This window comes from Pseudomonas sp. UC 17F4, assembly GCF_900101695.1.
Taxonomy (GTDB): domain Bacteria; phylum Pseudomonadota; class Gammaproteobacteria; order Pseudomonadales; family Pseudomonadaceae; genus Aquipseudomonas.
Genome location: NZ_FNKV01000001.1, coordinates 3,046,482 through 3,070,344, shown reverse-complemented (window position 1 = coordinate 3,070,344; position 23,863 = coordinate 3,046,482). Strand labels below are relative to the sequence as shown.

Here is a 23,863-nt window from a genome sequence, read left to right as displayed (position 1 = left end):
GCCGGGCTGTAACCGTGCAAGGCTTTCCCCTACAGTGTCGGGCAGACGTCCATGCGCCACTGTACAGGTTTGCCTTGCATGATCATCCAGCCACAAAAACCCTCCATCCGCGTCCTGCTGTTTTCGCTCAAGGGCTCGATCATCCCGGCGATCTGGCGCAAGGTGCTGTACACCGTGCTGATCAGCTCGGCAGTGGTAGCCACCCATGGCACCCTGTTCGAGTACAAGGTGATCCTCACCGCCACGCCCTTTACCCTCTGGGGCCTGACCCTGGCGATCTTCCTCGGCTTTCGCAACACCGTGGCCTACCAGCGCTTCTGGGAAGCGCGCACGCTGTGGGGCGAGCTGCTGATCGTCAGCCGCAACCTGACCCGCCAGACCCTGAGCCTGCTGCCCGACCTCGACGCCAACCAGCGCCGCGCCCTGCTCGACCCCTTGATTGCATTCGCCTACGTGCTGCGTGACCAGTTGCGCGGCACCCCGGCCTGCGCCGACCGCCAACGCCTGCTCGACACGCCGACGCGCACCACCCTGGCCAGCAGCGATGCGCCTGCCAGCCGCCTGCTCGGCCTGCTCGGCCAGCGCTTCATGGCCCAGGCCCGCGATGCCGGCGCCGGCGAGGTGATCCAGGCCAACCTCGACCAGCAGCTCAACCGGCTGTCGTACGTGCTTGGCGGTTGCGAGCGGATCAAAAACACGCCCATCCCCTACCCCTACATCCTCATGCTGCACCGCATCGTCCACGTCTACTGCTTCCTGCTGCCGTTCTGCCTGGTCGACAGCATCGGCTGGTTCACGCCGTTTGCCGTGTGCGTGCTGGCCTATACCTTCTTCGGCCTGGATGCCCTGGGTGACCAGATCGCCGACCCGTTCGACACCCAGCCCAACGACCTGGCCCTGGACGCCATGTGCCGCAACCTGGAAATCGCCGTGCGCGAGCTGGCCGATGAGGCGGCGCCGGCACCACTGCAACCGGTCAAAGGGGTTCTGTTGTAAGCGAGGGTTCTTCAGTACGCGCGGCATAGCGCTGGGCCAGTACCGCGCAGACCATCAGCTGGATCTGGTGGAACAGCATCAGCGGCAGGATCATTGCACCGATACCGCCGCCGACGAACAGCACCTGGGCCATCGGCACGCCGGTGGCCATGCTTTTTTTCGAGCCGGCAAACAAAATGGTGATGCGGTCTTCGAGGTTGAAGCCCAGCCAGCGCCCAAGCGCGCCGGTCAGCCACAGCACCAGCGCCAGCAGCAGGCAGCAGACCAGCGCCAGGCCCAGCAGGCGCGACGCAGGTACTGCATGCCACAGGCCGCTGACCACCGCATCGCTGAAGGCGGTATAAACCACCAGCAGGATCGAACCCTGGTCGACGCTCTTCAACCAGCGGGCATTGCGCGCCACCCAGGCGCCGATCCAGCGCCGCGCCAGTTGCCCGGCCACGAACGGCACCAGCAGTTGCACAACGATCTTCAGCACGGCATCGAGGCTCGAGCCGCTGTCACCCTCGACGCCCATCAGCAGCACCACCAGCAACGGCGTCAAGACGATGCCGAGCAAACTCGACGCCGCCGCGCTGCAGATCGCCGCCGGTACGTTGCCACGGGCCAGCGAGGTAAAGGCGATGGCCGACTGCACCGTGGCCGGCAAGGCGCACAGGTACAGCACGCCCAGGTACAGTTCATCGCCCACCAGCGGCAGCAACAGCGGCTTGAGCAGCATGCCCAGTAGCGGAAACATCACAAAGGTGCAGGCAAACACCAGCAGGTGCAGGCGCCAGTGCCCGGCACCGGCGGCGACCGCCTCGCGCGACAGCTTGGCGCCATGCAAAAAGAACAGCAGGCCGATGGCAAGGTTGGTCAACCAGCCGAACAGCACGGCGCCACTGCCTTCGCAGGGCAGCAGCGTGGCAATGAGGATGATCCCGAGCAGCGCCAGGGTGAAATTGTCGAACAGCATCCGCAGGTACTTCATGGCCGCTCCCGGCTTGTTATTGTGGCGCCGCAGACGTTAAGGTCTTTGCCCGATCTTGACTAACGCCAGCGCCCCGCCAGTGTCGCCAAAAGGACAACCGCCCGCCTTCACCCCGCAGTCACTGGAGCAGCTGACGGCACTGCCGCGCCCGGTGTATGGCCATGTGCAGGCGCTGCCCAACGTGGTGCTCGGCTACCGCCATAGCCATCCGTGGGGGCAGTTGTCCTATGCCATTCGCGGCGTGCTGGAGGTGCACACCGACCAGGGTTTCTACCTGGTGCCGCCGCAGCGCGCAGTGTGGCTGCCGGCGCACGTGCCGCACCGGGTCAGTTGCGCCGACGACACCTGCCTGCGCAGCCTGTACCTGGAGCAAGCACCGGCAAGCTGGCGCGAGCCGCAATGCCGGGTAGTCGCGGTCAAGCCGCTGTTGCGCGAGCTGATCCGCAGCTTCAGCGAACTGCCGGTGGAATACGACAGCGAGGGCCCCGACGGGCGCCTGGTGCAGGTGCTGCTCGACCAGTTGGACAATGCAGAACAACAGCAATTGATGCTGCCGCTGCCACTGGACTCTGAGTTGCGCGCCCTGTGCAGCCACCTGCAGGCACAACCCGATTCGCCGACCGGGCTGGCCGACTGGGCGCGGCAAGCCGGCGTGTCGGAGAAAACCCTGAGCCGGCGTTTTCAACGCGAAACCGGCCTGAGCTTTCGCCTCTGGCGCCAGCGCATGCGCCTGCTTTGCGCCCTGCCGGCCCTTGAGCGCGGCGAGCGGGTCACCGACGTGGCCCTGGCCTGCGGCTACGAATCACTGTCGGCGTTTATCGCCGCCTTCGGCAAGCAGTTCGGCCTACCGCCGGGGGAGTTCTTTCGCGCACGCAACGGCAGTGATGGTTGAGCGCCTGCACGTCGAAATCCGCCGACCAGCCTGATACTCTTGCGCCCATTCGTTTTGCCTCTTGCCAGAAAAGGAGTTCCCATGGCAACGCTCACCGTCCGCGACGAGTCGGTTTCGGGCGAAGTCTTCGACGATTTCGCCCTGCACTTTGCCACCGACACCATCACCGTGCGCCAACTGATCCGCGAACGGGTCCATCAGGAAGTCCTGCAGCGCAGCACTGAAACCGGCCACAGTCGGCGCCAGCGCCTGGTCAACCCCGAACCGCTGGAAGCTGCGCTCAATGGCGAGCCTGTCATCGAGCGCCAGACCATCGATTGGCGCAAGCAGGTCGACATCGCCTGTGAGGCCTTCGAGCGCAATGGCTTTTTCATCCTGCTCGACGAGCGTCAGGCCGAAAGCCTCGACGAAGTCCTGACCATCCGCCACGACAGCGTGGTCAATTTCATCAAACTGACCCCGCTGGTAGGAGGCTGAACCTCATGGCACTGGAACAACTTCAGGCGTTTCGCCACGACCGCGCGCAAACCGAACTGGGCCCGGTCGAGCACATCGGCCCGGACGGCTACCCGCTGCTGGCCGGCTCCGAACTGCGCCACGAGCATGAGCTGATCGGCGAACTGCTGCCGCTGCTGCAAAAAATTCACGGCCGCCCCGACGCCATGGTCTTCGCCCTGGGCAAATTGCCGGCGGTGATGGCCCTGAGCCCTGACCCGGCGCTGCGCACGCGCCTGGTGCTGGCGCTGATCGAACGGGTGGTGGCCTACAACGGTGAGCTGAGCACCGCCAGTGCCGGGCATGCCTTCTCGCACATTTTCGACTACGGCGTACTGCCGGCGCTGATGACCTGGCTGATGGAAAACGGCGCCGACGTCGGCCAGCTGGCCGAGCCTGTGCTGCAGTGGTTCACCAGCTACCGCTTCGCCTATTACGGCACCCTGCCGACCCTGACGGTGACCGACTGGGTCATCGCGCAACACTTCAGCACAGTGCCAACCGACCTGCGTGACCTGCTGATCATGCTGCGCAGCCAGTGCGCCGACCTGGGCCACTACGGCAACTTCGGCGAACAACTGCTGGCCAAGCTCGACCCGCTGCTGGGCAGCGGCGCCTGGCAGGTGTTGGCGCCGTGCGAACACTGGACCCAACTGGCCCTGGAAGACCTCGAACAACTGAGCCCCGAGGTGCGCGAAGACTGGCTGGCGCTGTTGCGTCAGGCCGCTGCGGCAACTTCGGCGCGGCCCTCGGCGAAATGGCTGAAGAACGCCCAGGCGCTGTTGGCCAAGGTCGGTGAAGCACCGCTGCGGGCGGCACTGCTGCGCTGGTTTGCGCGGGTCGATGCCGGGCGCTGCGGCGCGTTGCTCAACGTCGGCTGGGAAAGCACCGATGACCGCGCACGCATGCACGATGGCAACGCCACGGTGCTGCGCGGCCTGTTGTGGATGTGCGCGCCGCTGGCCGACAGCGAACTGACCCGGGCCATCGCCCGCCTGGCCCTGAGCGCCTACCGCAAGGTGCGCGGCATCGGCCCACGGGCGCCCAAGGTCGGCAACGCGGCGGTGTTCGCGCTGTCGTCGATCCCAACCAGCGAAGCGGTCGGGCAACTGGCCTTGCTCAAGGTGCGGGTCAAGTTCGGCACCGCGCAGAAGGAAATCGAAAAAGCCTTCACCAGCGCCGCCGAAGCACTGCAACTGCCCCGTGACCAGATCGAAGAACTCGGCGTGCCGACCTACGGCCTGGAACAGGTCGGCCTGCGCCGCGAAAGTTTTGATGACGGCGCCTTTGTCGCCGAGCTCAAGGTCGATGGCAAGGCCGCTACCCTGAGCTGGTTTCGCGCCGACGGCACGCCGCAAAAATCGGTGCCGGCCAAGGTCAAGGCCGACTACAAGGACGAGCTCAAGGAGCTGCAAGGCGCGCTCAAGGACATCGGCGCCATGCTGCCGGCCCAGGCCGAGCGCCTGGACAGCCTGTTCCTGCTGGAAAAGCACTGGCCGTACGATCAATGGCAGGAGCGTTACCTCGACCACCCGCTGATCGGCACCCTGGCGCGGCGGCTGATCTGGGTGATCAGCGACGGCGGCCAGCAGCACGCCGTGGTGTTCAACGAAGGCTGCCTGCAAACCCTGGACGGTAAAACCATCAGCCCTTCCAGCGCGGCGCAAGTGCGCCTCTGGCACCCGATCGGCCGCCCGCTGGAGGAGGTCCTGGCCTGGCGCGAGCGCATTGAAGCGCTGCAGATCACCCAGCCATTCAAGCAGGCCCACCGCGAGGTCTACCTGCTGACCGAAGCCGAGCGCAACACCGCCAGCTACTCCAACCGCTTCGCCGCGCACATTTTGCGCCAGCACCAGTTCCACGCCCTGGCCGCCGCCCGCGGCTGGCGCAACAAGCTGCGACTGATGGTCGATGACACCTACCCGCCGGCCAGCCGCGAACTGCCGGCCTGGGGCTTGCGTGCCGAGTTCTGGATCGAGGGCGTGGGCGACGACTATGGCGTCGATACCAACGAAGCCGGCGCCTTCCTGCGCCTGAGCAGCGACCAGGTACGCTTCTACCCCATCGACGCCGCCCAGCGCAGCGCCCATGCCGGTGGCGGCGGTTATGCCTTGAACCGCTGGGATAACGCCGTGGACGCTGCGCCCTTGCCGCTGGACCAGGTGCCGCCGTTGGTGCTCAGCGAAGTGATGCGCGATGTCGACCTGTTCGTCGGCGTCGCCTCGCTGGCCAACGACCCGCTGTGGGCCGACGGCGGGCCGGACGGCCGCTACCGCGATTACTGGCACAACCACTCGTTCGGCGAGCTGGGCGCCACCGCGCAAACGCGCAAGCAATTGCTGGAAAAACTGCTGCCGCGCATGACCCGCCTCAAAGACAAATGGACCCTGCACGGGCGCTTCCTGGAGGTCACCGGCAAGCTGCGCAGCTACAAGATCCACCTGGGCTCGGGCAACATCCTGATGCTGCCCAACGATCAGTACCTGTGCATCGTCCCCGACGCCAAGGCGCGGCAGAAAAACACCCCGCAGTACCTGCCGTTCGAGGGCGACGCGCTGCTGTCGATCATCCTCTCCAAGGCCTTGCTGCTGATTGACGACGACAAGATCAGCGACCCGACCATTACCCGGCAGTTGGCTTTGAAGTGAACGTACAAGAGGATCGCCCCGTGCCTGCCATGAGGCTGTTGCTGCTGAGTCTGTTGCTGGTCGGCACGGTTTGCGTAGCCGATGACGAGGACTATCCGGACCCGCTGTACGGCTTCGTGGTCGGGCCTTATGCACTGATCGGCAAAGCGCCGGACAACGGCGCCACGTATTCGGGCCGGGCCACGCTGCGCTATGTGGACGGGCAACTGCTGCTGGCAACGACCATTGACGGCAAGACCCGCACCGCCATCGGCCAGGTCGAGGTCGCGGCCATTGCCAAGGCCAAGGTGCTGCGTTTCACTTGGCCCGGTCACCGTTCGACCTGCCTGATCCACGGCGACCTGGACAACTACGCGCGCCTGACCTGCTACTGGCAACGCGACGGCGTCGAGCACAAGGAGCCGGGCATGGAAAGCTACTTCCCGACCGCCACCTGGCCGGAGAATCGCCAATGACAGCCGAGGCCGAGCGCCCGCACGTGGTGGTCATCGGCGCCGGTATCGTCGGTGCCTCGATTGCCTATCACCTGAGCAAGCACACCCAGGTGACAGTGATCGACAAGGGCCAGCCGGGCCTGGGGGTCACCTCGCGAGCCTTTGGCTGGATCAACACCACGGCGCCGCAGCCTGGCGAATTCGCCGCCTTGCGCAATCTGGCGATTGGTGAGTATCACCGCCTGCAAGACGAGCTGGGCGCGGCGCCGATCAACTGGAGCGGCGCACTGTCGTTCAGTGCAGCGCCCTCGCCCGCCGCTGGCGTCGAGCCGATCGACCCGGCTCGCGTGCGAAAGCTTGAGCCGCAGTTCAAAGCGCCACTGCAGCAGGCGCTGTTTGCACCGCAGGAAGGCTCAATCGACCCGCTGGCGATGACCCGCTTGCTGCTGGAACGCGCCCAGGCCAACGGCGCCAGGGTGCTCAGCGACACGCAGGTGCTGGCGATTGAATGCCGGGACGGCGCCGTCGCCGCGCTTGTCAGCGCAGAGGGACGGATCAGTTGCGAGCGCCTGGTCGTAGCGGCAGGCACCGCGTGCAAGGCCTTGCTGCAGCCCTTGGGCATCAGCTTGCCACTGCATCCGTCGCCGTCGATCCTGATCCGCCTGCGGGCGCAACGGCGGCTGGTACACACCCTGATCGCCAGCAGCGAACTGGAAATCCGCCAACCGACGCCGGAGCTGATCCTGGCCGCCGAAGACTACCTCGACGCCGACGGCGAAGACGGTCCCCAGGGCATTGCCCAGCGGGCGCGCAATACCATCCGCAACAGTTTGCACGGCGGCCAGGGCCTTGAGCTAATCAGTACCGAGGTTGGCTTGCGACCCATGCCGGATGATCGCATCCCCATTATCGGTGCCTTGCCAACTGTCAGCGGCCTGTACCTGGCGGTGATGCACTCGGGCGTGACCCTGGCGGCCGTGGTCGGCCGGCTGGTGGCGCAAGAGCTGATCGACAGCCGACTGGCGCCCGAGCTGCAAGGCTGCCGGCCTTCGCGTTTCAGCCTGTAGCTGCCTTCAACAGCCAGGCTTTGAACGCCGCCATCGCCGGGCTTTCGGCCTTGGACTGCAGGCGCGTCAGCCAGTAGCTGCCGGTACTGATGCCCAGGGCAAATGGCTGGCGAATGGCATCGCTGGCCAGCAGGCGTTCGAACATCAACGGTGGCGCCAGGGCCACACCGGCGCCTTGCAGGGCGGCGTCCATCATCCCCAGCGACGAATCGAAGACCATGGTCCGCGACGGCTGTACCGCGCCCGGCAGGCCAGCGGCCTGGAACCATTCGGCCCACTCGTCGCTGCGGTAGGAACGCAGCAGGGTGTGTTGCAGCAGGTCGGCCGGGCTGTGCAACTGCACGGCAATCGACGGCACGCACAACACCGACAGCGGCGCCTCCAGCAACGGCTGGGCATCGATGCCATGCCAGGCGCCGCTGCCAAAGCGGATGGCGTAGTCCAGGCCTTCGGCGGCGATATCGACGCGGTTGTTGTTGGTCGACAGGCGCAAATCGATAAACGGGTGCAGGGCCTGGAACTCGGGCAGGCGTGGCAGCAGCCAGCCGAGCGCAAAGGTGCCCACCGCGCCGACGGTGAGTACTTCGCGGTAGTGGCCGCCATCGAAGCAGTCGAGGGTCTGGGCGATGCGGTCGAAGCATTCGCGCAACACCGGCAGCAAGGTTTCGCCTTCACGGGTGAGCATCAGCCCGCGCGGCAGGCGCTTGAACAGGGCGACCTTGAGCTGGGCCTCGAGGCTCTTGACCTGATGGCTGACCGCCGCCTGGGTCACGCACAGCTCGATGGCCGCGCGGGTAAAACTCAAGTGCCGGGCCGAAGCCTCGAAGGCACGCAGGGCATTCAGGGGCAGGTGTGGTCGGATCATGCAGACTCCCAAATTTTTCTAATGGCTGCTGCGAAATATCATCGTTTGTGCAACCTGGGCAAAGCGCCTAGATTGGCGCTCCCTGCTGCAGCCAGGCTCACAACAGTCCACTTAAGGAAAGGTTGCCGATCATGCACCAAAAAACCAACCTCAAGCCAGGGATTCTGGCTGCCTTTACCCTTTGCCTGGTTGCCGGGCAAAGCCTTGCACAGACGCCGCTGGAGTCAACGGTGAGCGCCGCCGTGCGCCCGCTGATGCAGCAACAGGCAATCCCCGGCATGGCCGTGGCCATCAGCATCGATGGCCAGCAGCACTACTTTAACTACGGAGTGGCCTCGAAACAGAGCGGCCAGCCAGTCAATGCCGACACCCTGTTCGAGATCGGCTCGGTGAGTAAAACCTTCACCGCTACCCTTGCAGGCTTTGCCCAGGCCAGTGGCAAGCTGAGCCTTGGCGATACGGCCAGCAAGCACTGGCCCGCACTCAAAGGCACCGCGTTCGATGGCATCACCCTGCTCAACCTTGGTACCTACAGCGCGGGCGGCCTGCCCTTGCAGTTCCCTGACGCGGTCAAGGGCGAAGCCGACCTGGCCGGCTACTACGGCCACTGGAAAGCCGACTACGCGCCGGGCACTCAGCGCTTGTATTCCAACCCCAGCCTGGGCCTGTTCGGCTACCTCACGGCGAAAAGCCTGGGAACGCCGTTCGCCCAGTTGATGGAACAACAGCTGCTGCCGCAACTGGGCCTGCAGCACAGCTACCTGCAAGTGCCTGGCGCGCAGATGGGCAACTATGCCCAGGGATACAACAAGCAGGACCAAGCGGTGCGCGTCGGCCCCGGGCCGCTGGATGGCGAGGCCTATGGATTGAAAGTGACCGCCGTGGACCTGCTCCACTACCTGGACCTGAACATGCAGCCGCACAGCCTGAGCAAACCGCTGCAACGGGCCATCGCCACCACCCAGACCGGCTATTACCAGGTCGGTGCCATGACCCAGGGCCTGGGTTGGGAGCAGTATGCCTACCCGGTCAGCCTTGAGCAGTTGCAGGCCGGCAATGCGCCGTCGATGGTGCTGGAGCCGCAACCTGTGAGCTGGCTGAAACCGGCGCGGCCGCTGCCAGCCGACACCTTCTTGAACAAGACCGGCTCGACCGATGGTTTTGGTGCCTACGTGGCGTTCGTACCGTCAAAACGCATCGCCATTGTGTTGCTGGCGAACAAGAACTACCCGATTGCCGAGCGGGTGAAGGTGGCGCATCAGATCCTCACGGCTCTTGACCCGCAATGAGGCCAGTAGGCCTCACGGCAACCCGTTGCGCCCATGCAAGCGATAGCCTTCACGCACGTTCAGGCGCTCATAGTAAGCCTCGACCGCCGGCAACGCCGGGCGCTCCATGGGGGTCTGCAGCCAGCGGTTGACCGACAGGCCGATGGCAATGTCCGCCAGGGCAAAGTCCTGGCCACTGACATAGGCCCCGGTACGTTCCAGCTGACGTTCGAGGATGGTCATGTGCTTCGCCCAGTTGCGGCAACCCGCCGCCAGCGCTTGCGGGTCCTGGTGGGTCGGTGCCTTGCGCACCAGCGAGACAAAGGCGTAGCTCCACGAACCATTGAGGTCGGTGGCCTGCCAATCCAGCCATTGATCAACCCGCGCCCGCGCCTTCGGTTCGGCCGGGTACAACGCCTGGCCGCCATACTGGGCGGCGAGGTAGCGGATGATGCTGTTGGACTCCCACAAGACAAAATCGCCGTCGACGATCACCGGCACCATGGCGTTGGGGTTCAGCGCCAGGAACGCCTCATCCTCGGTCGAGCGAAAGCCCGAGCCCCAGTCCTCGCGCTCGAACGGCAACTGCAATTCGGCGCAGGTCCACAGCACCTTGCGCACGTTGATCGATGAAGCCTTGCCGAGTATCCGTAGCATCATTCACTCCTGATGGTCATGTTGTCCCAGGTGTTGCAAAAACAGGCTGAACAGCTCCGATTGGGACGAGACCCCAAGCTTGCTGTAGAGGTTGCGCCGGTGCACCTTGACCGTCTCCTGGGAGATGTCCAGGCGCTTGGCGATGGCCTTGCTGGAGTTGCCGCGCAGCACCAGGCGGGCGGTTTCCAGCTCACGCGCCGACAGCGTGTCGCTGCCAAAATGCTCCAGCGCCCGCTCGACCGGGGTCGAATGCTCGGCAACCTGCCGGGGATGCTGCTGGTGCCAGTGCTGGCGCATCAAGGCCAGCAGCCACGGCGCCAGCAGGCTCAGCTGGCCTATGGTCGCGGTGTTGTAACGCTGGTTGGCGCCCAGCGAGATGGCCAGGACCTTGCCCGCATCGAGGTTGAGGATCAGTTGCAGCTCGTCCTCGCCGACCAGGGCACGAAAGTAGTTGTTGAAGTAGTCGCTCTTGCGAAACTCGTCCGGGGCGACCTCTTCCATGCGGTACACGCCATCGGCAAGGCCGTCGCGCATGGCCTGGATGAACGGGTCGAGCAGGTACAGACCGCCCAGGTACAGGGGCGCTGCCGCCGGCGCATCGCGAAAGCCGCGGTCGAATTCCTCCAGCACCTGCGGCGCGCCCTCGCGCTCCACCAGCAAGGCCAGGGCGGTGTCGCACGGCAGCAGTTGATCGAGCAGCACGATCAGCTGATGCCAGAACCCCGGCTTGCCCAACTGGTCGATGACCCGGGCCAGGCCATGGTGGTGGGCAGCGGCTTCGAATAGCAGGTTCACCGGTAACTCCTAGGGGGTAACGATTGGGGGGAATCGCCAGCGGCAGGTCGGGCTCCTAGACTCTGCACACCGGCACGCAGTATTGCCGTTGCTCAAGCACTTGTCATGCGCTGCGAACAACGGCCCTTGCGCGCCCCTCGAACCTTCCAACAGGAGCTGTGAATCAATGCGTGTACGTGATCTGGGCATTCGTATCGGCGTCGGCACCCCTGGCGCGTTCAACGCCATTACCGACGTGCCGGGCGTGCGTGTCGGCCATCACACCGTGCAGCGCGGCAGCGGCGACCACGCGGTCAATACCGGCGTCACGGTGATCGAACCACGGGCCCAGGCCGCCAGCCTGCAGCCGTGTTTTGCCGGTGTGCACGTGCTCAACGGCAACGGCGATGCCACCGGCCTTGAGTGGATTCGCGAAGCCGGCCTGCTGACCACGCCGATTGCCTACACCAACACCCACAGCGTCGGCGTGGTCCGCGATGCGCTGGTGGCGGCCGAGCGCGAGATGGCCAAGGCCCGCACCTACTGGTGCATGCCGACGGTACTGGAAACCTACGACGGCGTGCTCAACGACATCTGGGGCCAGCACGTAACGGCCGAGCATGTCCACGCCGCACTGGCCGCGGCGCAATCGGGGCCGGTGGCCGAAGGGTGCGTCGGCGGCGGTACCGGGATGATCTGCCACGAGTTCAAGGGCGGTATCGGTACCTCGTCGCGGCTCCTGGACCGCGCGGCCGGCGGCTGGACCGTCGGCGTCCTGGTGCAGGCCAACTATGGCGTACGCGGCGCCCTGCGGGTGGCCGGCTACCCAGTCGGCCAGGTGCTGGGCGAGGTGCATTCGCCGTTCAGCGCGCCGCGCAATGTCGGCGAGCCGGGCATGGGCTCGATTGTCATCACCCTGGCCACCGACGCCCCGCTGCTGCCGCACCAATGCACGCGCCTGGCGCAACGGGCCAGCGTCGGCCTGGCACGGGTCGGCGGCGGCACCGAGGACTCCAGTGGCGACATCTTCATCGCCTTCTCTACCGGCAACAGCCTGCCGGCAGCCAACTTCGGCCACCCCGGCGCGCCGACCAGCACAGTTGAGATGGTCAACAACGACCATATCTCGGCGTTGTTCAGCGCAGCGGCGGACGCCGTCGAGGAAGCCATCGTCAATGCCCTGCTGGCTGCCACCGACCTCGAGGCCCATGGCAGCAAGGTCCTGGCGCTGCGCCCCGAGCGTTTGCTTGAGGCCCTGCAGGCGGTCGGCTGGAAGGCCTGACAGCGAAAGGCACTCGTTGCTGCGACAATTTGTCGGTATGGTGGTGTTCTGAAGATGGACGTTTACCCGCTCACAGGAAACCCAGAATGCCCCAACGTGAAGTTATCAATGCATCTGTCAGCCCAAAAGGCAGCCTGGAAACACTGTCTCAACGTGAAGTACAGCAACTGAGTGAAGCCGGTTCCGGCAGCCTGTACACCCTGTTCCGCCAGTGCGCGCTGGCAATCCTCAACACCGGCGCGCACGTCGACAACGCCAAGACCATCCTCGAAGCCTACAAGGACTTCGAGGTACGCATTCACCAGCAGGACCGCGGCGTGCGCCTGGAACTGCTGAACGCCCCGGCCGATGCCTTCGTCGACGGCGAAATGATCGCCAGCACCCGTGAAATGCTCTTCAGCGCCCTGCGCGACATCGTCTACACCGAAAGCGAACTGGCCAGCCAGCGCATCGACCTGGAAAGCTCCCAGGGCATCACCGACTACGTCTTCCACCTGCTGCGCAACGCCCGCACCCTGCGCCCTGGCGTGGAGCCGAAAATGGTCGTGTGCTGGGGCGGTCACTCGATCAGCACTGAGGAATACCAGTACACCAAGAAGGTCGGCCACGAGCTCGGCCTGCGCAAGCTGGACGTCTGCACCGGCTGCGGCCCAGGCGTGATGAAAGGCCCGATGAAGGGCGCGACCATCGCCCACGCCAAGCAGCGCATGAGCGGCAGCCGTTACCTGGGCCTGACCGAGCCTGGCATCATCGCCGCCGAAGCGCCGAACCCGATCGTCAACGAACTGGTGATCCTGCCGGACATCGAAAAGCGTCTTGAAGCCTTCGTGCGCGTCGGCCACGGCATCATCATTTTCCCTGGCGGCGCCGGTACCGCCGAAGAGTTCCTGTACCTGCTCGGCATTCTCATGCACCCGGACAACCGCGGCCTGCCGTTCCCGGTCATCCTCACCGGGCCCAAGAGCGCCGCACCGTACCTGCAGCAACTGCATGCCTTCGTGCGCGCGACCCTCGGCGACGAGGCCCAGGCGCACTACCAGATCATCATCGACGACCCGGCCGAAGTGGCCCGGCAGATGGTCGACGGGCTCAAGGAGGTCAAGCAGTTTCGCCGCGAGCGCAACGACGCCTTCCACTTCAACTGGCTGCTGAAGATTGAAGAAGGCTTCCAGCGCCCCTTCGACCCGACCCACGAGAACATGGCCGGGCTCAAGCTCAGCCGCGCGCTACCGCCTCACGAACTGGCCGCCAACCTGCGCCGGGCGTTTTCCGGGATTGTCGCCGGCAACGTCAAGGACAAGGGCATCCGCCTGATCGAAGAGAAAGGCCCGTACGAAATCAAAGGTGACAGCGCCGTGCTCGAACCCCTCGGCCACCTGCTGCAGGCGTTCGTCGACCAGCACCGGATGAAACTGCCGGGCGGTGCCGAATACGTGCCCTGCTACCGCGTCGTGAGCTGATTCAAGCCCCGCCCCCGCTTGCGGGCACAGCCTGTGCCCGCAACATTTGCTGCTATTTTCCTACCCCCTTCAGTGAACCTGCCCGCAGAAATATGGTCTTTCAGCAGGCGGCCTGCGCGCACGCCGACTGTTCACCGGCCCAGTCATCGGGCTTTTATTGTTTATTTCACGCGAAGACCATCATGCCTATCTCTCGTCCCGTTTCTGCGGCGCCCGCGCTGTTTTCCTCCTGCAACCCGGGCGCGCGCCGCCTGCTGACCGGCAGCCTGATAGGCGCCCTGCTGGTTTTGGCCAACCCGCTGCATGCCGAAGAGGCAGCGCCCAGCAGCGAGCGCTGGGTCAGCGACAGCTTGAGCACCTACGTGCGTAGCGGCCCTACCGACGGCCACCGCATTGTCGGCAACCTCAAGTCCGGGCAAAAGGTCACACTACTGACCACCCAGGGCAACTACAGCCAGGTGCGCGGCGAATCCGGCGACACCGTGTGGATCACCAGCAGCGACCTGCAGGCCGTGCCCGGCCAGGCCGAGCGCCTGCCGCAACTGACCGAGCAGGTGACCCAGCTCAGCGAACAGCTCAAGACCATCGACGACAGCTGGAAGACCCGCGTGCAAGGCATGCAAGAGACCCTCGACTCGCGCAAGGCGCTGATCGACGAGCTGCAAGCACGCAGCAAGGCGCTCAATGCCGAGCTGAGCGACACCCAGTCGGAACTGCGCAGCACCCAGGCGCGCCTGGGTGACGAGAACAAACAGGTGTTGATGCGCTACATGGTGTACGGCGGCGGCATCGCCGGTGCCGGCTTGCTGGCGGGCTTGATCTTGCCGGCCTTGAGCCGTGGGCGCAAAAAGAATGACCGCTGGTTCTGATGGCTGATTACGGGGCTACTGCGTAGCCCATCGCCGGCAAGGGCGGCTCCCACAAGAGCGCTACTTAGCGGTCGTGATCCGCAGCATCCAGCCAAAGGTCATCCCCGCCGCCGCCAGCAATATCAAGCCGGAACCGGCCAGTTGCAGCGCACTCAGCGGATGCCCCAGGGCCAGCCAGTCGACCAGGATCGCCACCAGCGGATAGATGAACGACAAGGCGCCGACCAGGCTGGTGGGGATTTTCTGGATGGCGCTGTACAGCAGGGTCGACATCAACCCGGTGTGGACGATGCCGATCGTGGCCAGCAGTGCCCAGGTAGCGGGCGCCAGGGCCAACCCCGGCAGCTGCGCAAACGGCGCCAGCAGCAGCACCCCGACCAGCATCTGGATCAACACGATCAGGTGCGGCGCCACCCCCTGCAAACGCTTGGTGATAGCGGCAGCGACGGCATAGAAAAACGCCGCGCCCAGGGCCATCAGCACGCCCAGGCGGTAGTCTCCGGCAACGCTGTCAACGCTCGATCCGGCCATGACGATCAGCAGCATCCCGGCGAACGCCGCCAGCAACCAGCCGACCTTGTTGACGGTCATCTTCTCGGCGAACAGCAGCATACCCAAACCCACCAGCATGAACGGCTGGGTGTGATAAACCACGGTGGTAACGGCAATCGAAGCATGGGTATAGGCACTGAACAGCAACACCCAGTTCAGCACCAGCGCGACCCCGCCCAACACCGCCGCCAGCGCCTGGCGGCCGCTAATCACCCTGCGCCGGAGCAAGCCCAGGCCGGCACAGGCCAGCAGCAACGCCAGCGCGCCAAACAGGCAACGCCAGAACACCACAGCCGCTGCCGGCTGGTCTGCGGCCAGCACGAACCAGCCCACCGTGCCGGAGATCACCATGGCTGCAGTCATCTCCAGGGTGCCACGTGTTTTCAGGTGCATGCTGAATCGACTCCTGTCATATCGAACAAAGGTCCGTTATGCTGAACAGATGAACAGCGTTCGTCAAGGCGAACAAATGACCGGTATAAAGAACATATGATCGAAGCCCATTCCCCCATCCTGCTGCTGGCCAGCGCCATCCGCCGCGAGCGCGAGCGCCTGGGCCTGTCGGTGACCGAGCTGGGCAAGCGCGCGGGCCTGGCCAAGTCGACCCTGTCGCAACTGGAGTCCGGGGTCGGCAACCCCAGCCTGGAAACCCTCTGGGCCCTGGCCACTGCGTTGCAGGTGCCGGTCAGCCGGCTGATGGGCCAGCCGCGCCAGCACGTGCAGGTGATTCGCGCCGCTGAAGGCGCCGCCAGCCATAGCGAGCAGGCCCATTACGCCGCCACCCTGCTCGCCGCCTGCCCGGCCGGGGCGCAGCGCGATATCTACCGGCTGCGGGTGCAGCCGGGTGAACCGCGGCTGTCAAAACCGCATCCACCGGGTACCCTTGAGCACGTGATCCTCTGCAGCGGCCGCGCCCGGGTCGGCCCGCTCGAGCAAGCGGTGACCCTGGAGGCCGGTGACTACATGAGCTATTCGGCCGACGCCCCGCACGTGTTCGAGGCCCTGGCCGCCGACACCCTGGCGGTGATGCTGATCGAACACGGCTGAAACGAGGACTGCCCATGAGCGAACTGCTGCTGCGCCGCCTGCACGTGCCGGAGCCGATTGGCCAGGTGCTGATCATCGGCGATGACCAACGGCTGTTGGCGCTGGAATTCGATGAGCCAGAAAAACGCCTGCTGCGGTTGCTGCGCACCCGTTTTGGCGCCGCTGTGCAATTACGCGAAACCGCTGGGCTGACGGCGCTTGCCGATGCTGTGCAGGCTTATTGCTCAGGCCAGTTGCAGGCGTTTGATGCGCTGGCAGTTGATGCCGGCGGCACGCCGTTCCAGCAACGGGTGTGGGCGGCGTTACGGGAAATTCCGCCAGGCACTACCCGCACCTACGGGCAGATTGCTGCACAGCTGGGTAACCCGGCAGCTGCACGGGCAGTGGGCTTGGCCAATGCGCTGAACCCGGTGAGCCTGGCCATTCCCTGCCATCGGCTGGTGGGCAGCAATGGCGCACTGACAGGTTATGGCGGCGGTATTGAACGCAAGCGCTGGTTGTTGCAACACGAACGCCACGCCTAGTTATATTATTTATAGATGTTATAATCGTCAGTTAATTGTTTTGGAGGGCAGTTTATGACTACATTTCAATTCATTGCCGGCATGGCCTTCTGCTTTGCAGCCCTTGCGCTAAAAGCCTACCTGATCCTGAAGCCGCCCGTAGAAGCCGGGCCTGATGCTCGATAAGCATATATAAGCCGGAATAACAGAACGCCCCCTTTTTTATAGATCAAGGGGGCGTTTTTTATTTAACCGATCAGAAATCCCAGCGCGTGGTCAGCATCAAATTGCGCGGGTCACCGTACGACATCGAGTTATAAAAACCGATGTTGGTGTAATAACGTTTATCGAACAGGTTATTGGCATTTACCGTGGCCGAAAAACGCTCGGTGAACTGGTAGCGGGCCATCAGGTCCACCAGCCAGAACGGGTCCTGGGCGAACTCCTCGTCGATGCCCTTGGGGCGGTTGCGCAGTACCTGCCAGCCCTTGCCCTGCCAGCGCGCGCCGCCGCCGACCGTCAAGCGATCAAGCGCGCCCTTGAGTTTGTAGCTGGTGTAGAAGCTGACCTGGTCTTCCGGCTCCCAGGTCGACACCTTCTGGCCCTCGTCATCGCGAATCACTTTGTGGGTGTAACCGCCCTGCAATTGCCAGCCCGGCGCCAGCTCACCCGAGACTTCAGCTTCGAAGCCCTTGGTCTTGGCTTTGACGCCCATCCAGGCGAAGCCCACCGCCGGGTTGGTCGGGTCGCCGTTGTACTGGTTGTCCTCGACGGTGCGGTTGCTCTGGTGGATCTCGAAATAGGCAAGGCTGGCGTTGACCCGGCCATCGAGGAACTCGCCCTTGATCCCCACCTCGTAGTTCTGCCCTTCGTCCGGGTCCAGCAGGCGGTCGGTGCGGTCGCGGAACCAGCTGTCCTGAGGCATGAAGATGTCGGTGTAGCTGGCGTACAGCGAATAGGTGTCGTTGAGGTCATAGACCGCGCCTACGTAAGGGATCAGGCGGTCGTTTTCCTTGTTGTCGGCGTCGATGCCGTCGTAGCTGTAGTTGACCAGGCGCCCGCCGAGCAGCAGGGTCAGGTCGTCGATCGGGTGCAGGCGCGCGGTGAGGTAAGTGCCGTTCTGGCGAACCTTGTCGTCGGTGCGCGCCGACACCGGGCCCCAGTCAGGTTCGCCGATGTCGCCGTCCCAGTTGGGAAAGTCGAGGATGTTGTTATTGGCATGGGTAACGTCGCGGTAGTCGTTGCCCTTCCAGCGCGAGGCGGTATAGGAGTTGCCGATCACCAGTTCATGCTCGCGACCGAACAGCTGGAACGGCCCGCTCAGGTACAGGTCGAGGGAGTCGCTCACGGTTTCGCCGGTGTACTTCTGCGCATAGATGCCGGCGGTGCCGTCCTTGCGTGGCTGGTAGCCCTGGATCGAGCCGAGCGGCGCGTGGTAGCCGTTGATCTTGTGATCGAACTGGGCCTTGGCCACCCAGCCGTTGTCCAGGTGATGCTCAAGGCTGGCGAACACGGTGCGGGTGTACTGCTCCCAGCTGCTCCATTTCGCTGCGTTGTTGAAGTGGTGCGAGACATTGTTGGTGTCGCCATTGCCATCGTATAGCGGCACGGTGCCCGACCAGCTGGAGCCTTTGGGGTTGTTGTCCTGGTAGTCGGCGCCGACGGTCAGCAGGGTGTCGGGGTCGAGGTCGAACTCGAGGATGCCGTAGTAGACGCTGGTCTTGCGCTGGTAGTGGTCGAGGAACGAGTGCTTGTCCTGATAGGCCGCCACCGCCCGGCCACGCACGTTGGCGCTGTCGGTCAACGGGCCGCTGACGTCCAGTTCGCTGCGGTAGTTGTCCCAGCTGCCGGCGCCCAGATCAAAATGGCCCTTGAACTCGGCGGTGGGTTTCTTGCGCACCAGGTTGATGGTCGCGCCCAGCGAGCCTGCGCCGGTGAGCAAGCCGGTGGCGCCCTTGAGCACTTCGACGCGGTCGTAGATGGCCATGTCGCTGAGGCTGTTGCCAGCCGAGTAACCGACGTTGCGCGAAGTCGAGGGAATGCCGTCGTACTGGAAGTTGCTGATGGCAAAGCCGCGGGCGTAGTAGCTGTTGCGCTCGGTGTCATAGGCCGAGACGGTGATGCCCGGGGTGTGGCGCATCACATCGTCGATGTTGTTGAGGCCGAAGTCATCCATGTGCTGGCGGGTCACCACGGTGATCGACTGCGGCGTCTCGCGCGGGGTCAATACCAGGCGTGTGGCGGTGGCAATGGTGCCGGGGGTGTAGGAGCGGCTTTCTTCGGTGATGGTCCCCAGCTGGTTGCTGGTGACCTCGGTGGCGCTGAGGTTGATCGCACCCGCCTCGTTCACTTCGCGCACCAGGCTGTAGCGCCCGTCGGCTTCCTTGATCAGCGCCAGGCCCTTGCTGGCGAGCAAGGCGCGCAGGCCCTCCTCGACCCCGTACTGGCCGTGCAGGCCTTCGCTACGCTGGCCCCGGGTCAGCGCCGGGTCAAATGACAGCACCACGCCGGCCTGGGCGGCAAAACGGGTCAGCACCTGGCCAAGATCGTCCTGGGCCAGGTCGTAGCTGCGCGCGGCCGATTCGGCCTGGGCCATGCTCAAGGGCAACAACAGCGCGCAACAGCGCAGGGCGTGGTGAATCGGGCGGGTTCTCATTCGATGCGTTCTCTTCTGGTTGGCATTCAGGCAGTGGGCCTGCCTTCCATAAGTCGAACGACAAGACGAATTAATATCATTTGCATGAAAAATACTTTTATTTGCGTGCCTCTACCGTCACCCAATACGGCGTGCGCTGGCTGACCCGCACCGGCAACGTGCTTTCAAGGGCGCGGAAGATCTGTGCCTGGTCGTCGAGCCTGAAGGTGCCGCTGATGCGCAGCCCCACCACTTGCGGCGCGCAACGCAACCAGCCGCGGCGGTAGCGCGCCAGGTCAGCGATAAAGGCCCCCAGGTACTGCTCGTTGGCGATCAGCAGGCCCTTGCTCCAGGCATCCAGGTTGCCCTCCAGTGGCGAACTGAGCACCAGCGCCGGGTTGGCGAAGCGGCATTGCTCGCCCGCCTCCACCAGCGCACCGCCGCCCTGCTCGCCCGCCAGCACCTGTACGCGGCTTTCGAACACTGCCAGGCGTGTGGTGTTTTCGCCGGCCAGCAGCGAAAAGCGTGTGCCCAATGCCTGCACGGTGCCGTGGCGGGTTTGTACCAGGAAGGGCCGGTTGGCCGGGTCCTTGGCGGTGGTGATCAGCACCTCGCCATCGCGCAGCACCAGCAGGCGCTGTTGAAGGTCGAAGCGCACATCCAGGGCGCTGGCGGTGTTGAGCTGCACCTGGCTGCCGTCGTCCAGGGTCAGGTTCAGGCGTTCGCCGGTGCGGGTGTGATAATCAGCGAACCAGGGGCCCTGGCGCGCCTGCTGGTAACCGCCCCACCCCACAGCACCGGCTCCCGCCGCCAGCACCAGCCCCTTGAGCACACCGCGACGGCCCAGCGCCGGTTGCTGGCCGGCCAGTTCCAGGGTGCGCCCGGCCAGGCGCGTGGGCATTTGCTGCAGGCGTTGCTGCACCCGCTCGACCTGCTGCCAGGCCCAGCGGTGCTGCTCGTCGGCCTGCAGCCAGGCGTGCCAGGCGGCGTGTTCGGCGCTGCCGGCGCTTTCATCATTGAGGCGCGCACGCCAGGCGCCGGCCTGCTCAAGGGCAGCGAGCTGGCGCGAATCGAGGGCGGCCATCAGTCAGCCTCGTGTTGCAGGCTATACAGCGTGCAATGGTGCAGGGCCTTGGCGATGTCACGATTGACCGTGACCACCGAGATGCCGAGGGTTTCGGCGATGGCCTTGTAGGTCATGCCGTCCAGTTGCGAGAGCAGAAAAGCCTTGCGCACCCGGGCGCCGAGGCCGGCGAGCATGGCATCCAGCTCGCACAGGGTTTCCAGCAGGATCGCCCGCGCTTCAGCGGAAATATCCAGGGCTTCAGGTTGCTCGGCCAGCGCCTGCAGCCAGGCGCGTTCGAGCCGCGCACGGCGAAAATGGTCGATCATCAAGCGCCGGGCGATGGTCGCCAGGTAGCCCCGCGGTTCGCGCACGGCGCGCAGGCGGTCGACGGCATCGTCGGCGCTGAGCACGCGGACAAACACGTCCTGCATCAGGTCGGCGGCCAGGTCATGGCACGCCACTCGCGGGCGCAGCCAGCCGGTCAGCCAGCGGTGATGAGCCTGGTACAGGTGGCTGACCTGCTGGCGCAGGGCGGGGTTGGAATCGCTCATGATGACTCGAAAAAGTAAATGAGAATTTCTATCATTCTATGCGAATGTAGGACGCCGGTGGAAGCGCGGCGTCAGGCTGATCACGGGCCAAGTCGAGTCGTCGCACCGCCGCGCCCATAGCACTGGCAATCCCGGTGAATTTCAGTCAGCCTGCCACACACCTCTGCGCTTTCAGGAAGGAACCGCCCCATGTCACTCGTCGAAACCTACCTCAGCGGCCTGCGCCAGGCGCTGCCAAGCGAAGAGCTTGAACAATTGAACCTCGCCCACGGCGCTTCGGCCGCAGACCTGCAAAAACTCAGCGCCCACTACCCGCTGTGCCCCGACAGCCTGCTGCGATTGCTCGGGCAGATCGACGGCACTCATTTTCGTGATTACCCGGGCGGCACGGTCATCGTCCTGGTGCTCGGTTCGGACGTGTTCGAATACCCCTATTACCTCAGCGCCAGCGAGCAGATCCTCGAAGACGCCCGGAGCTACACCGACAGCATTCGCGGCATGTACGGCGAGTACCTGGAGGATTACCCGGAAACCGTCGGCGCGGGCATCGACAGCGACCTGGCCATGAACCAGCGCCTGTGTTTCTCCCATTGCATGAACAACGGCGGCAGCTCGAAGCTGTACATCGACTTCAACCCCGCCGCCGGTGGCACTGTCGGCCAGGTGGTGCGCTACCTGCACGACCCGGACAGTTATGAAGTGATCGCCGACAGTTTCGATCAGTACCTGCAGCAACTGATCGACGATGACTTTGCCTTTGTCGAACGCGAGATCTGAGCGCCATTACCCATTCAGGGTTACTCCATCAACGTAATTAACGCCCACGCCGTCGCGCCGCATACTCGGTTCCAGCCCCCCGCAAGGAACCCCGATGAAGATCGAACTGATACAACTCGCCGGCCGCGACGGCGATACTGCCTACAACCTGCAACGCACCCTTGAAGCGATCGCCAGTTGTGCGGCCGACACCGACCTGCTGGTGTTCCCGGAAACCCAGCTGATGGGTTTTGCCAGCGCCGAACAGCTGCCAAAGGTTGCCGAAACGGTGGATGGCCCCAGCGTCCAGGCGGTGCTGCAGGCGCTGCGCAAACGTGACGTGGCGGTGGTGATCGGCCTGGCCGAAAAGGCCGATGGCCGCTTCTACAACACCTCGCTGCTACTCACCCCCGAAGGCATCGCCCTGCGCTATCGCAAAACCCACCTGTGGCCCTCGGAGCGCGGCCTGTTCACCCCCGGTGATCGCTACGCCACCACCACCTTCAAAGGCCTGCGTATCGGCCTGCTGATCTGCTACGACATCGAGCTGCCGGAAAGCAGCCGCGCCCTGGCGCAACTGGGCGCCGAGCTGATCGTGGTCAGCAACGGCAACATGGACCCCTACGGCCCGGTGCACCGCACCGCGATCATGGCCCGCGCCCAGGAAAACCAGGCCTTCGCGCTGATGGTCAACCGCGTCGGTGCAGGCGATGACAACCTGGTGTTCGCCGGTGGCAGCGCCGTGGTCGACCCGCACGGGCGCCTGCTGTTCGAGGCCGGGCGCGAGCCCTGCCGGCAGCTCATCGAACTGGACCTTGGGCAACTCGAACTGGCTCGCCGCGACTACGACTACCTGGCCGACCGGCGCCTGCACCTGCCTGGCCAGCGCCTTGAACACGCCGATGGCCGCCGCGAACTGCTGATCCCCTGAGCGCTACCCCTATAACAAGAATCCGGAGTGCCCTTCATGAAGTCGATCTGTCGCCTGCCCCTGGCCCTGGCCGCGCTGCTAAACCTGGCCGCCGCCCAGGCCGCCGCGCCCAGCGTGCACATCTATAACTGGTATGACTACATCGCGCCGAACACCACCAAGGAGTTCCAGCAGGCCTCGGGGATCGCCCCGGTGTACGACGTGTTCGACAACAGCGATGTCATGCAGAGCAAGCTGATGGCCGGGCGCAGCGGCTATGACGTGGTGTTCGCCAGCGCCGACCTGCTGCCCAACCTGATCAAGGCCGGGGTGCTGGCCGAGCTCGACCGCAGCCAGTTGCCCAACCTGGCGCACCTGGACCCGCAGATCCTCGCCAAACTGCAGGGCAACGACCCCGGCAACCGCTTCGCCGCCCCCTACTTATGGGGCACCACGGGCCTGGGCTATGACGTCGACAAGGTCAAGGCGCGCCTGGGCAAGGATGCACCGCTCAACTCCTGGGACCTGATCTTCAAGGAAGAAAACATCGCCAAGCTGGCCGACTGCGGCGTGGCCATGCTCGATGCACCCGGCGAGATCATCCCCATCGCCCTGCACTACCTGGGCCTGCCCTACAACAGCAAGAACCCCGAGGACTACCGCAAGGCCGAGGCGCTGCTGCTCAAGGTGCGCCCGCACATCGCCTACTTCGACTCCTCGCGGTTCATCTCCGACCTGGCCAACGGCAACGTGTGCGTGGTGCTCGGCTGGTCTGGCGGGGTGTTCGATGCCAAGCTTGCCGCCAACAACGCCAACAATGGCCGCGACATCCGCTACAGCATTCCGCACGAAGGCGCACCGTTCTGGCTCGAAAGCATGGTCCTGCTCAAGGACGCGCCCAACCCGCAGCAAGGCCTGGCCTTCATCGACTACATGCTGCGCCCCGAGGTAATCGCTGCCTCGACCAACTACCTCGGCTACCCCAACGCCAACAAGGATGCCGCGCCGCTGGTAGACGCAAAAATCCGCGACAACCCCTCGGTGTACCCGCCCCAGGCGGTGCTCGACACCCTGTTCGCCCTGGAGCCGCTGCCACTCAAGTACGAACGCATCCGCACCCGGGTGTGGAGCAAGGTCAAGACCGGCAGTTAGTTGCCCGAAGG

23 protein-coding genes are annotated in these 23,863 nt (G+C 64.7%); 15 read left to right on the top strand and 8 right to left on the bottom strand.

The window, feature by feature from the left end; translation table 11 throughout:
• Positions 1 to 78: 78 nt before the first annotated feature.
• Entirely contained in the window at positions 79 to 996 is a 918-nt protein-coding gene (locus BLR26_RS14215; protein ID WP_093381557.1) for a bestrophin family protein, read from the top strand.
• On the opposite strand, the gene BLR26_RS14210 is transcribed toward BLR26_RS14215, so the two are convergent.
• On the bottom strand, positions 977 to 1,969 hold the full coding sequence (locus BLR26_RS14210) for a bile acid:sodium symporter family protein (RefSeq protein WP_093381554.1): 993 nt from the start codon (positions 1,967 to 1,969) through the stop codon (positions 977 to 979). The genes BLR26_RS14215 and BLR26_RS14210 overlap by 20 nt on opposite strands.
• 79 nt (positions 1,970 to 2,048) lie before the next feature.
• On the opposite strand from BLR26_RS14210, the gene BLR26_RS14205 reads away from it, so the two are divergent.
• From BLR26_RS14205 to BLR26_RS14185, 5 genes are all read left to right on the top strand, one after another.
• On the top strand, positions 2,049 to 2,861 hold the full coding sequence (locus BLR26_RS14205) for an AraC family transcriptional regulator (RefSeq protein ID WP_093381551.1): 813 nt from the start codon (positions 2,049 to 2,051) through the stop codon (positions 2,859 to 2,861).
• A gap of 81 nt (positions 2,862 to 2,942) precedes the next feature.
• A complete protein-coding gene (locus tag BLR26_RS14200; protein WP_093381548.1) occupies positions 2,943 to 3,338 on the top strand; it encodes a hypothetical protein in 396 nt (131 codons plus the stop codon).
• A 5-nt stretch (positions 3,339 to 3,343) separates the two neighbouring features.
• Positions 3,344 to 6,004 carry a DUF4132 domain-containing protein gene (locus BLR26_RS14195; RefSeq protein WP_093381544.1) on the top strand — a complete coding sequence of 887 codons (2,661 nt, stop codon included), beginning with the start codon at positions 3,344 to 3,346 and terminating at the stop codon, positions 6,002 to 6,004.
• A gap of 29 nt (positions 6,005 to 6,033) precedes the next feature.
• Entirely contained in the window at positions 6,034 to 6,459 is a 426-nt protein-coding gene (locus BLR26_RS14190; protein ID WP_093381540.1) for a hypothetical protein, read from the top strand.
• A complete protein-coding gene (locus BLR26_RS14185) occupies positions 6,456 to 7,505 on the top strand; it encodes an NAD(P)/FAD-dependent oxidoreductase (protein WP_093381535.1) in 1,050 nt (349 codons plus the stop codon). Before BLR26_RS14190 ends, BLR26_RS14185 begins: the two co-directional genes overlap by 4 nt.
• On the opposite strand, the gene BLR26_RS14180 is transcribed toward BLR26_RS14185, so the two are convergent.
• A complete protein-coding gene (locus BLR26_RS14180; RefSeq protein WP_093381532.1) occupies positions 7,495 to 8,370 on the bottom strand; it encodes a LysR family transcriptional regulator in 876 nt (291 codons plus the stop codon). The two genes, BLR26_RS14185 and BLR26_RS14180, sit on opposite strands and share 11 nt — an antisense overlap.
• A gap of 131 nt (positions 8,371 to 8,501) precedes the next feature.
• On the opposite strand from BLR26_RS14180, the gene ampC reads away from it, so the two are divergent.
• Positions 8,502 to 9,659, top strand: a complete 1,158-nt coding sequence (gene ampC / locus BLR26_RS14175; protein ID WP_093381529.1) for a class C beta-lactamase — start codon at positions 8,502 to 8,504, stop codon at positions 9,657 to 9,659.
• 12 nt (positions 9,660 to 9,671) lie between these two features.
• Here ampC and BLR26_RS14170 read toward each other — a convergent pair whose 3' ends face one another.
• Together BLR26_RS14170 and BLR26_RS14165 are read right to left on the bottom strand one after the other, a co-directional pair.
• Positions 9,672 to 10,295: a glutathione S-transferase family protein gene (locus BLR26_RS14170; RefSeq protein WP_093387487.1), complete on the bottom strand. Its 624-nt coding sequence runs from the start codon at positions 10,293 to 10,295 to the stop codon at positions 9,672 to 9,674.
• Between the two features lie 3 nt (positions 10,296 to 10,298).
• The gene (locus BLR26_RS14165) at positions 10,299 to 11,090 is read right to left on the bottom strand and encodes a helix-turn-helix transcriptional regulator (protein ID WP_093381526.1); all 792 of its coding nucleotides are present in this window, start codon (positions 11,088 to 11,090) and stop codon (positions 10,299 to 10,301) included.
• A gap of 166 nt (positions 11,091 to 11,256) precedes the next feature.
• On the opposite strand from BLR26_RS14165, the gene BLR26_RS14160 reads away from it, so the two are divergent.
• The 3 genes from BLR26_RS14160 to BLR26_RS14150 all read left to right on the top strand — a co-directional run bounded on the left by BLR26_RS14160 (position 11,257) and on the right by BLR26_RS14150 (position 14,680).
• Positions 11,257 to 12,351, top strand: a complete 1,095-nt coding sequence (locus BLR26_RS14160; RefSeq protein ID WP_093381523.1) for a DmpA family aminopeptidase — start codon at positions 11,257 to 11,259, stop codon at positions 12,349 to 12,351.
• A gap of 86 nt (positions 12,352 to 12,437) precedes the next feature.
• Positions 12,438 to 13,811, top strand: a complete 1,374-nt coding sequence (ppnN, locus tag BLR26_RS14155) for a nucleotide 5'-monophosphate nucleosidase PpnN (RefSeq protein ID WP_045194108.1) — start codon at positions 12,438 to 12,440, stop codon at positions 13,809 to 13,811.
• Positions 13,812 to 13,993: 182 nt separating this feature from the next.
• Positions 13,994 to 14,680 (top strand): TIGR04211 family SH3 domain-containing protein, encoded by a 687-nt coding sequence (locus tag BLR26_RS14150; protein ID WP_093381520.1) that lies wholly within the window; start codon positions 13,994 to 13,996, stop codon positions 14,678 to 14,680.
• A gap of 60 nt (positions 14,681 to 14,740) precedes the next feature.
• Here BLR26_RS14150 and BLR26_RS14145 read toward each other — a convergent pair whose 3' ends face one another.
• Positions 14,741 to 15,625 carry a DMT family transporter gene (locus tag BLR26_RS14145; protein WP_093381518.1) on the bottom strand — a complete coding sequence of 295 codons (885 nt, stop codon included), beginning with the start codon at positions 15,623 to 15,625 and terminating at the stop codon, positions 14,741 to 14,743.
• A 96-nt stretch (positions 15,626 to 15,721) separates the two neighbouring features.
• Here BLR26_RS14145 and BLR26_RS14140 point away from each other — a divergent pair, with 96 nt between their 5' ends.
• The gene (locus BLR26_RS14140; protein WP_093381515.1) at positions 15,722 to 16,279 is read left to right on the top strand and encodes a helix-turn-helix domain-containing protein; all 558 of its coding nucleotides are present in this window, start codon (positions 15,722 to 15,724) and stop codon (positions 16,277 to 16,279) included.
• Positions 16,280 to 16,293: 14 nt separating this feature from the next.
• On the top strand, positions 16,294 to 16,803 hold the full coding sequence (locus BLR26_RS14135) for a methylated-DNA--[protein]-cysteine S-methyltransferase (RefSeq protein ID WP_093381512.1): 510 nt from the start codon (positions 16,294 to 16,296) through the stop codon (positions 16,801 to 16,803).
• A gap of 235 nt (positions 16,804 to 17,038) precedes the next feature.
• Here BLR26_RS14135 and BLR26_RS14130 read toward each other — a convergent pair whose 3' ends face one another.
• The 3 genes from BLR26_RS14130 to BLR26_RS14120 form a co-directional block, all read right to left on the bottom strand.
• Positions 17,039 to 19,438 (bottom strand): TonB-dependent siderophore receptor, encoded by a 2,400-nt coding sequence (locus BLR26_RS14130; RefSeq protein ID WP_093381510.1) that lies wholly within the window; start codon positions 19,436 to 19,438, stop codon positions 17,039 to 17,041.
• A gap of 97 nt (positions 19,439 to 19,535) precedes the next feature.
• The gene (locus tag BLR26_RS14125) at positions 19,536 to 20,501 is read right to left on the bottom strand and encodes a FecR domain-containing protein (protein WP_093381508.1); all 966 of its coding nucleotides are present in this window, start codon (positions 20,499 to 20,501) and stop codon (positions 19,536 to 19,538) included.
• On the bottom strand, positions 20,501 to 21,034 hold the full coding sequence (locus BLR26_RS14120; RefSeq protein WP_093381507.1) for a sigma-70 family RNA polymerase sigma factor: 534 nt from the start codon (positions 21,032 to 21,034) through the stop codon (positions 20,501 to 20,503). Before BLR26_RS14120 ends, BLR26_RS14125 begins: the two co-directional genes overlap by 1 nt.
• 189 nt (positions 21,035 to 21,223) lie before the next feature.
• Here BLR26_RS14120 and BLR26_RS14115 point away from each other — a divergent pair, with 189 nt between their 5' ends.
• The 3 genes from BLR26_RS14115 (at position 21,224) to BLR26_RS14105 (ending at position 23,852) form a co-directional block, all read left to right on the top strand.
• The gene (locus BLR26_RS14115) at positions 21,224 to 21,811 is read left to right on the top strand and encodes an SMI1/KNR4 family protein (RefSeq protein ID WP_093381506.1); all 588 of its coding nucleotides are present in this window, start codon (positions 21,224 to 21,226) and stop codon (positions 21,809 to 21,811) included.
• 94 nt (positions 21,812 to 21,905) lie between these two features.
• Complete coding sequence (locus tag BLR26_RS14110; protein WP_093381505.1) at positions 21,906 to 22,721, top strand: carbon-nitrogen hydrolase family protein; 816 nt, start codon at positions 21,906 to 21,908, stop codon at positions 22,719 to 22,721.
• 36 nt (positions 22,722 to 22,757) lie between these two features.
• Positions 22,758 to 23,852 (top strand): polyamine ABC transporter substrate-binding protein, encoded by a 1,095-nt coding sequence (locus tag BLR26_RS14105; protein ID WP_093381504.1) that lies wholly within the window; start codon positions 22,758 to 22,760, stop codon positions 23,850 to 23,852.
• Positions 23,853 to 23,863 lie beyond the last annotated feature (11 nt).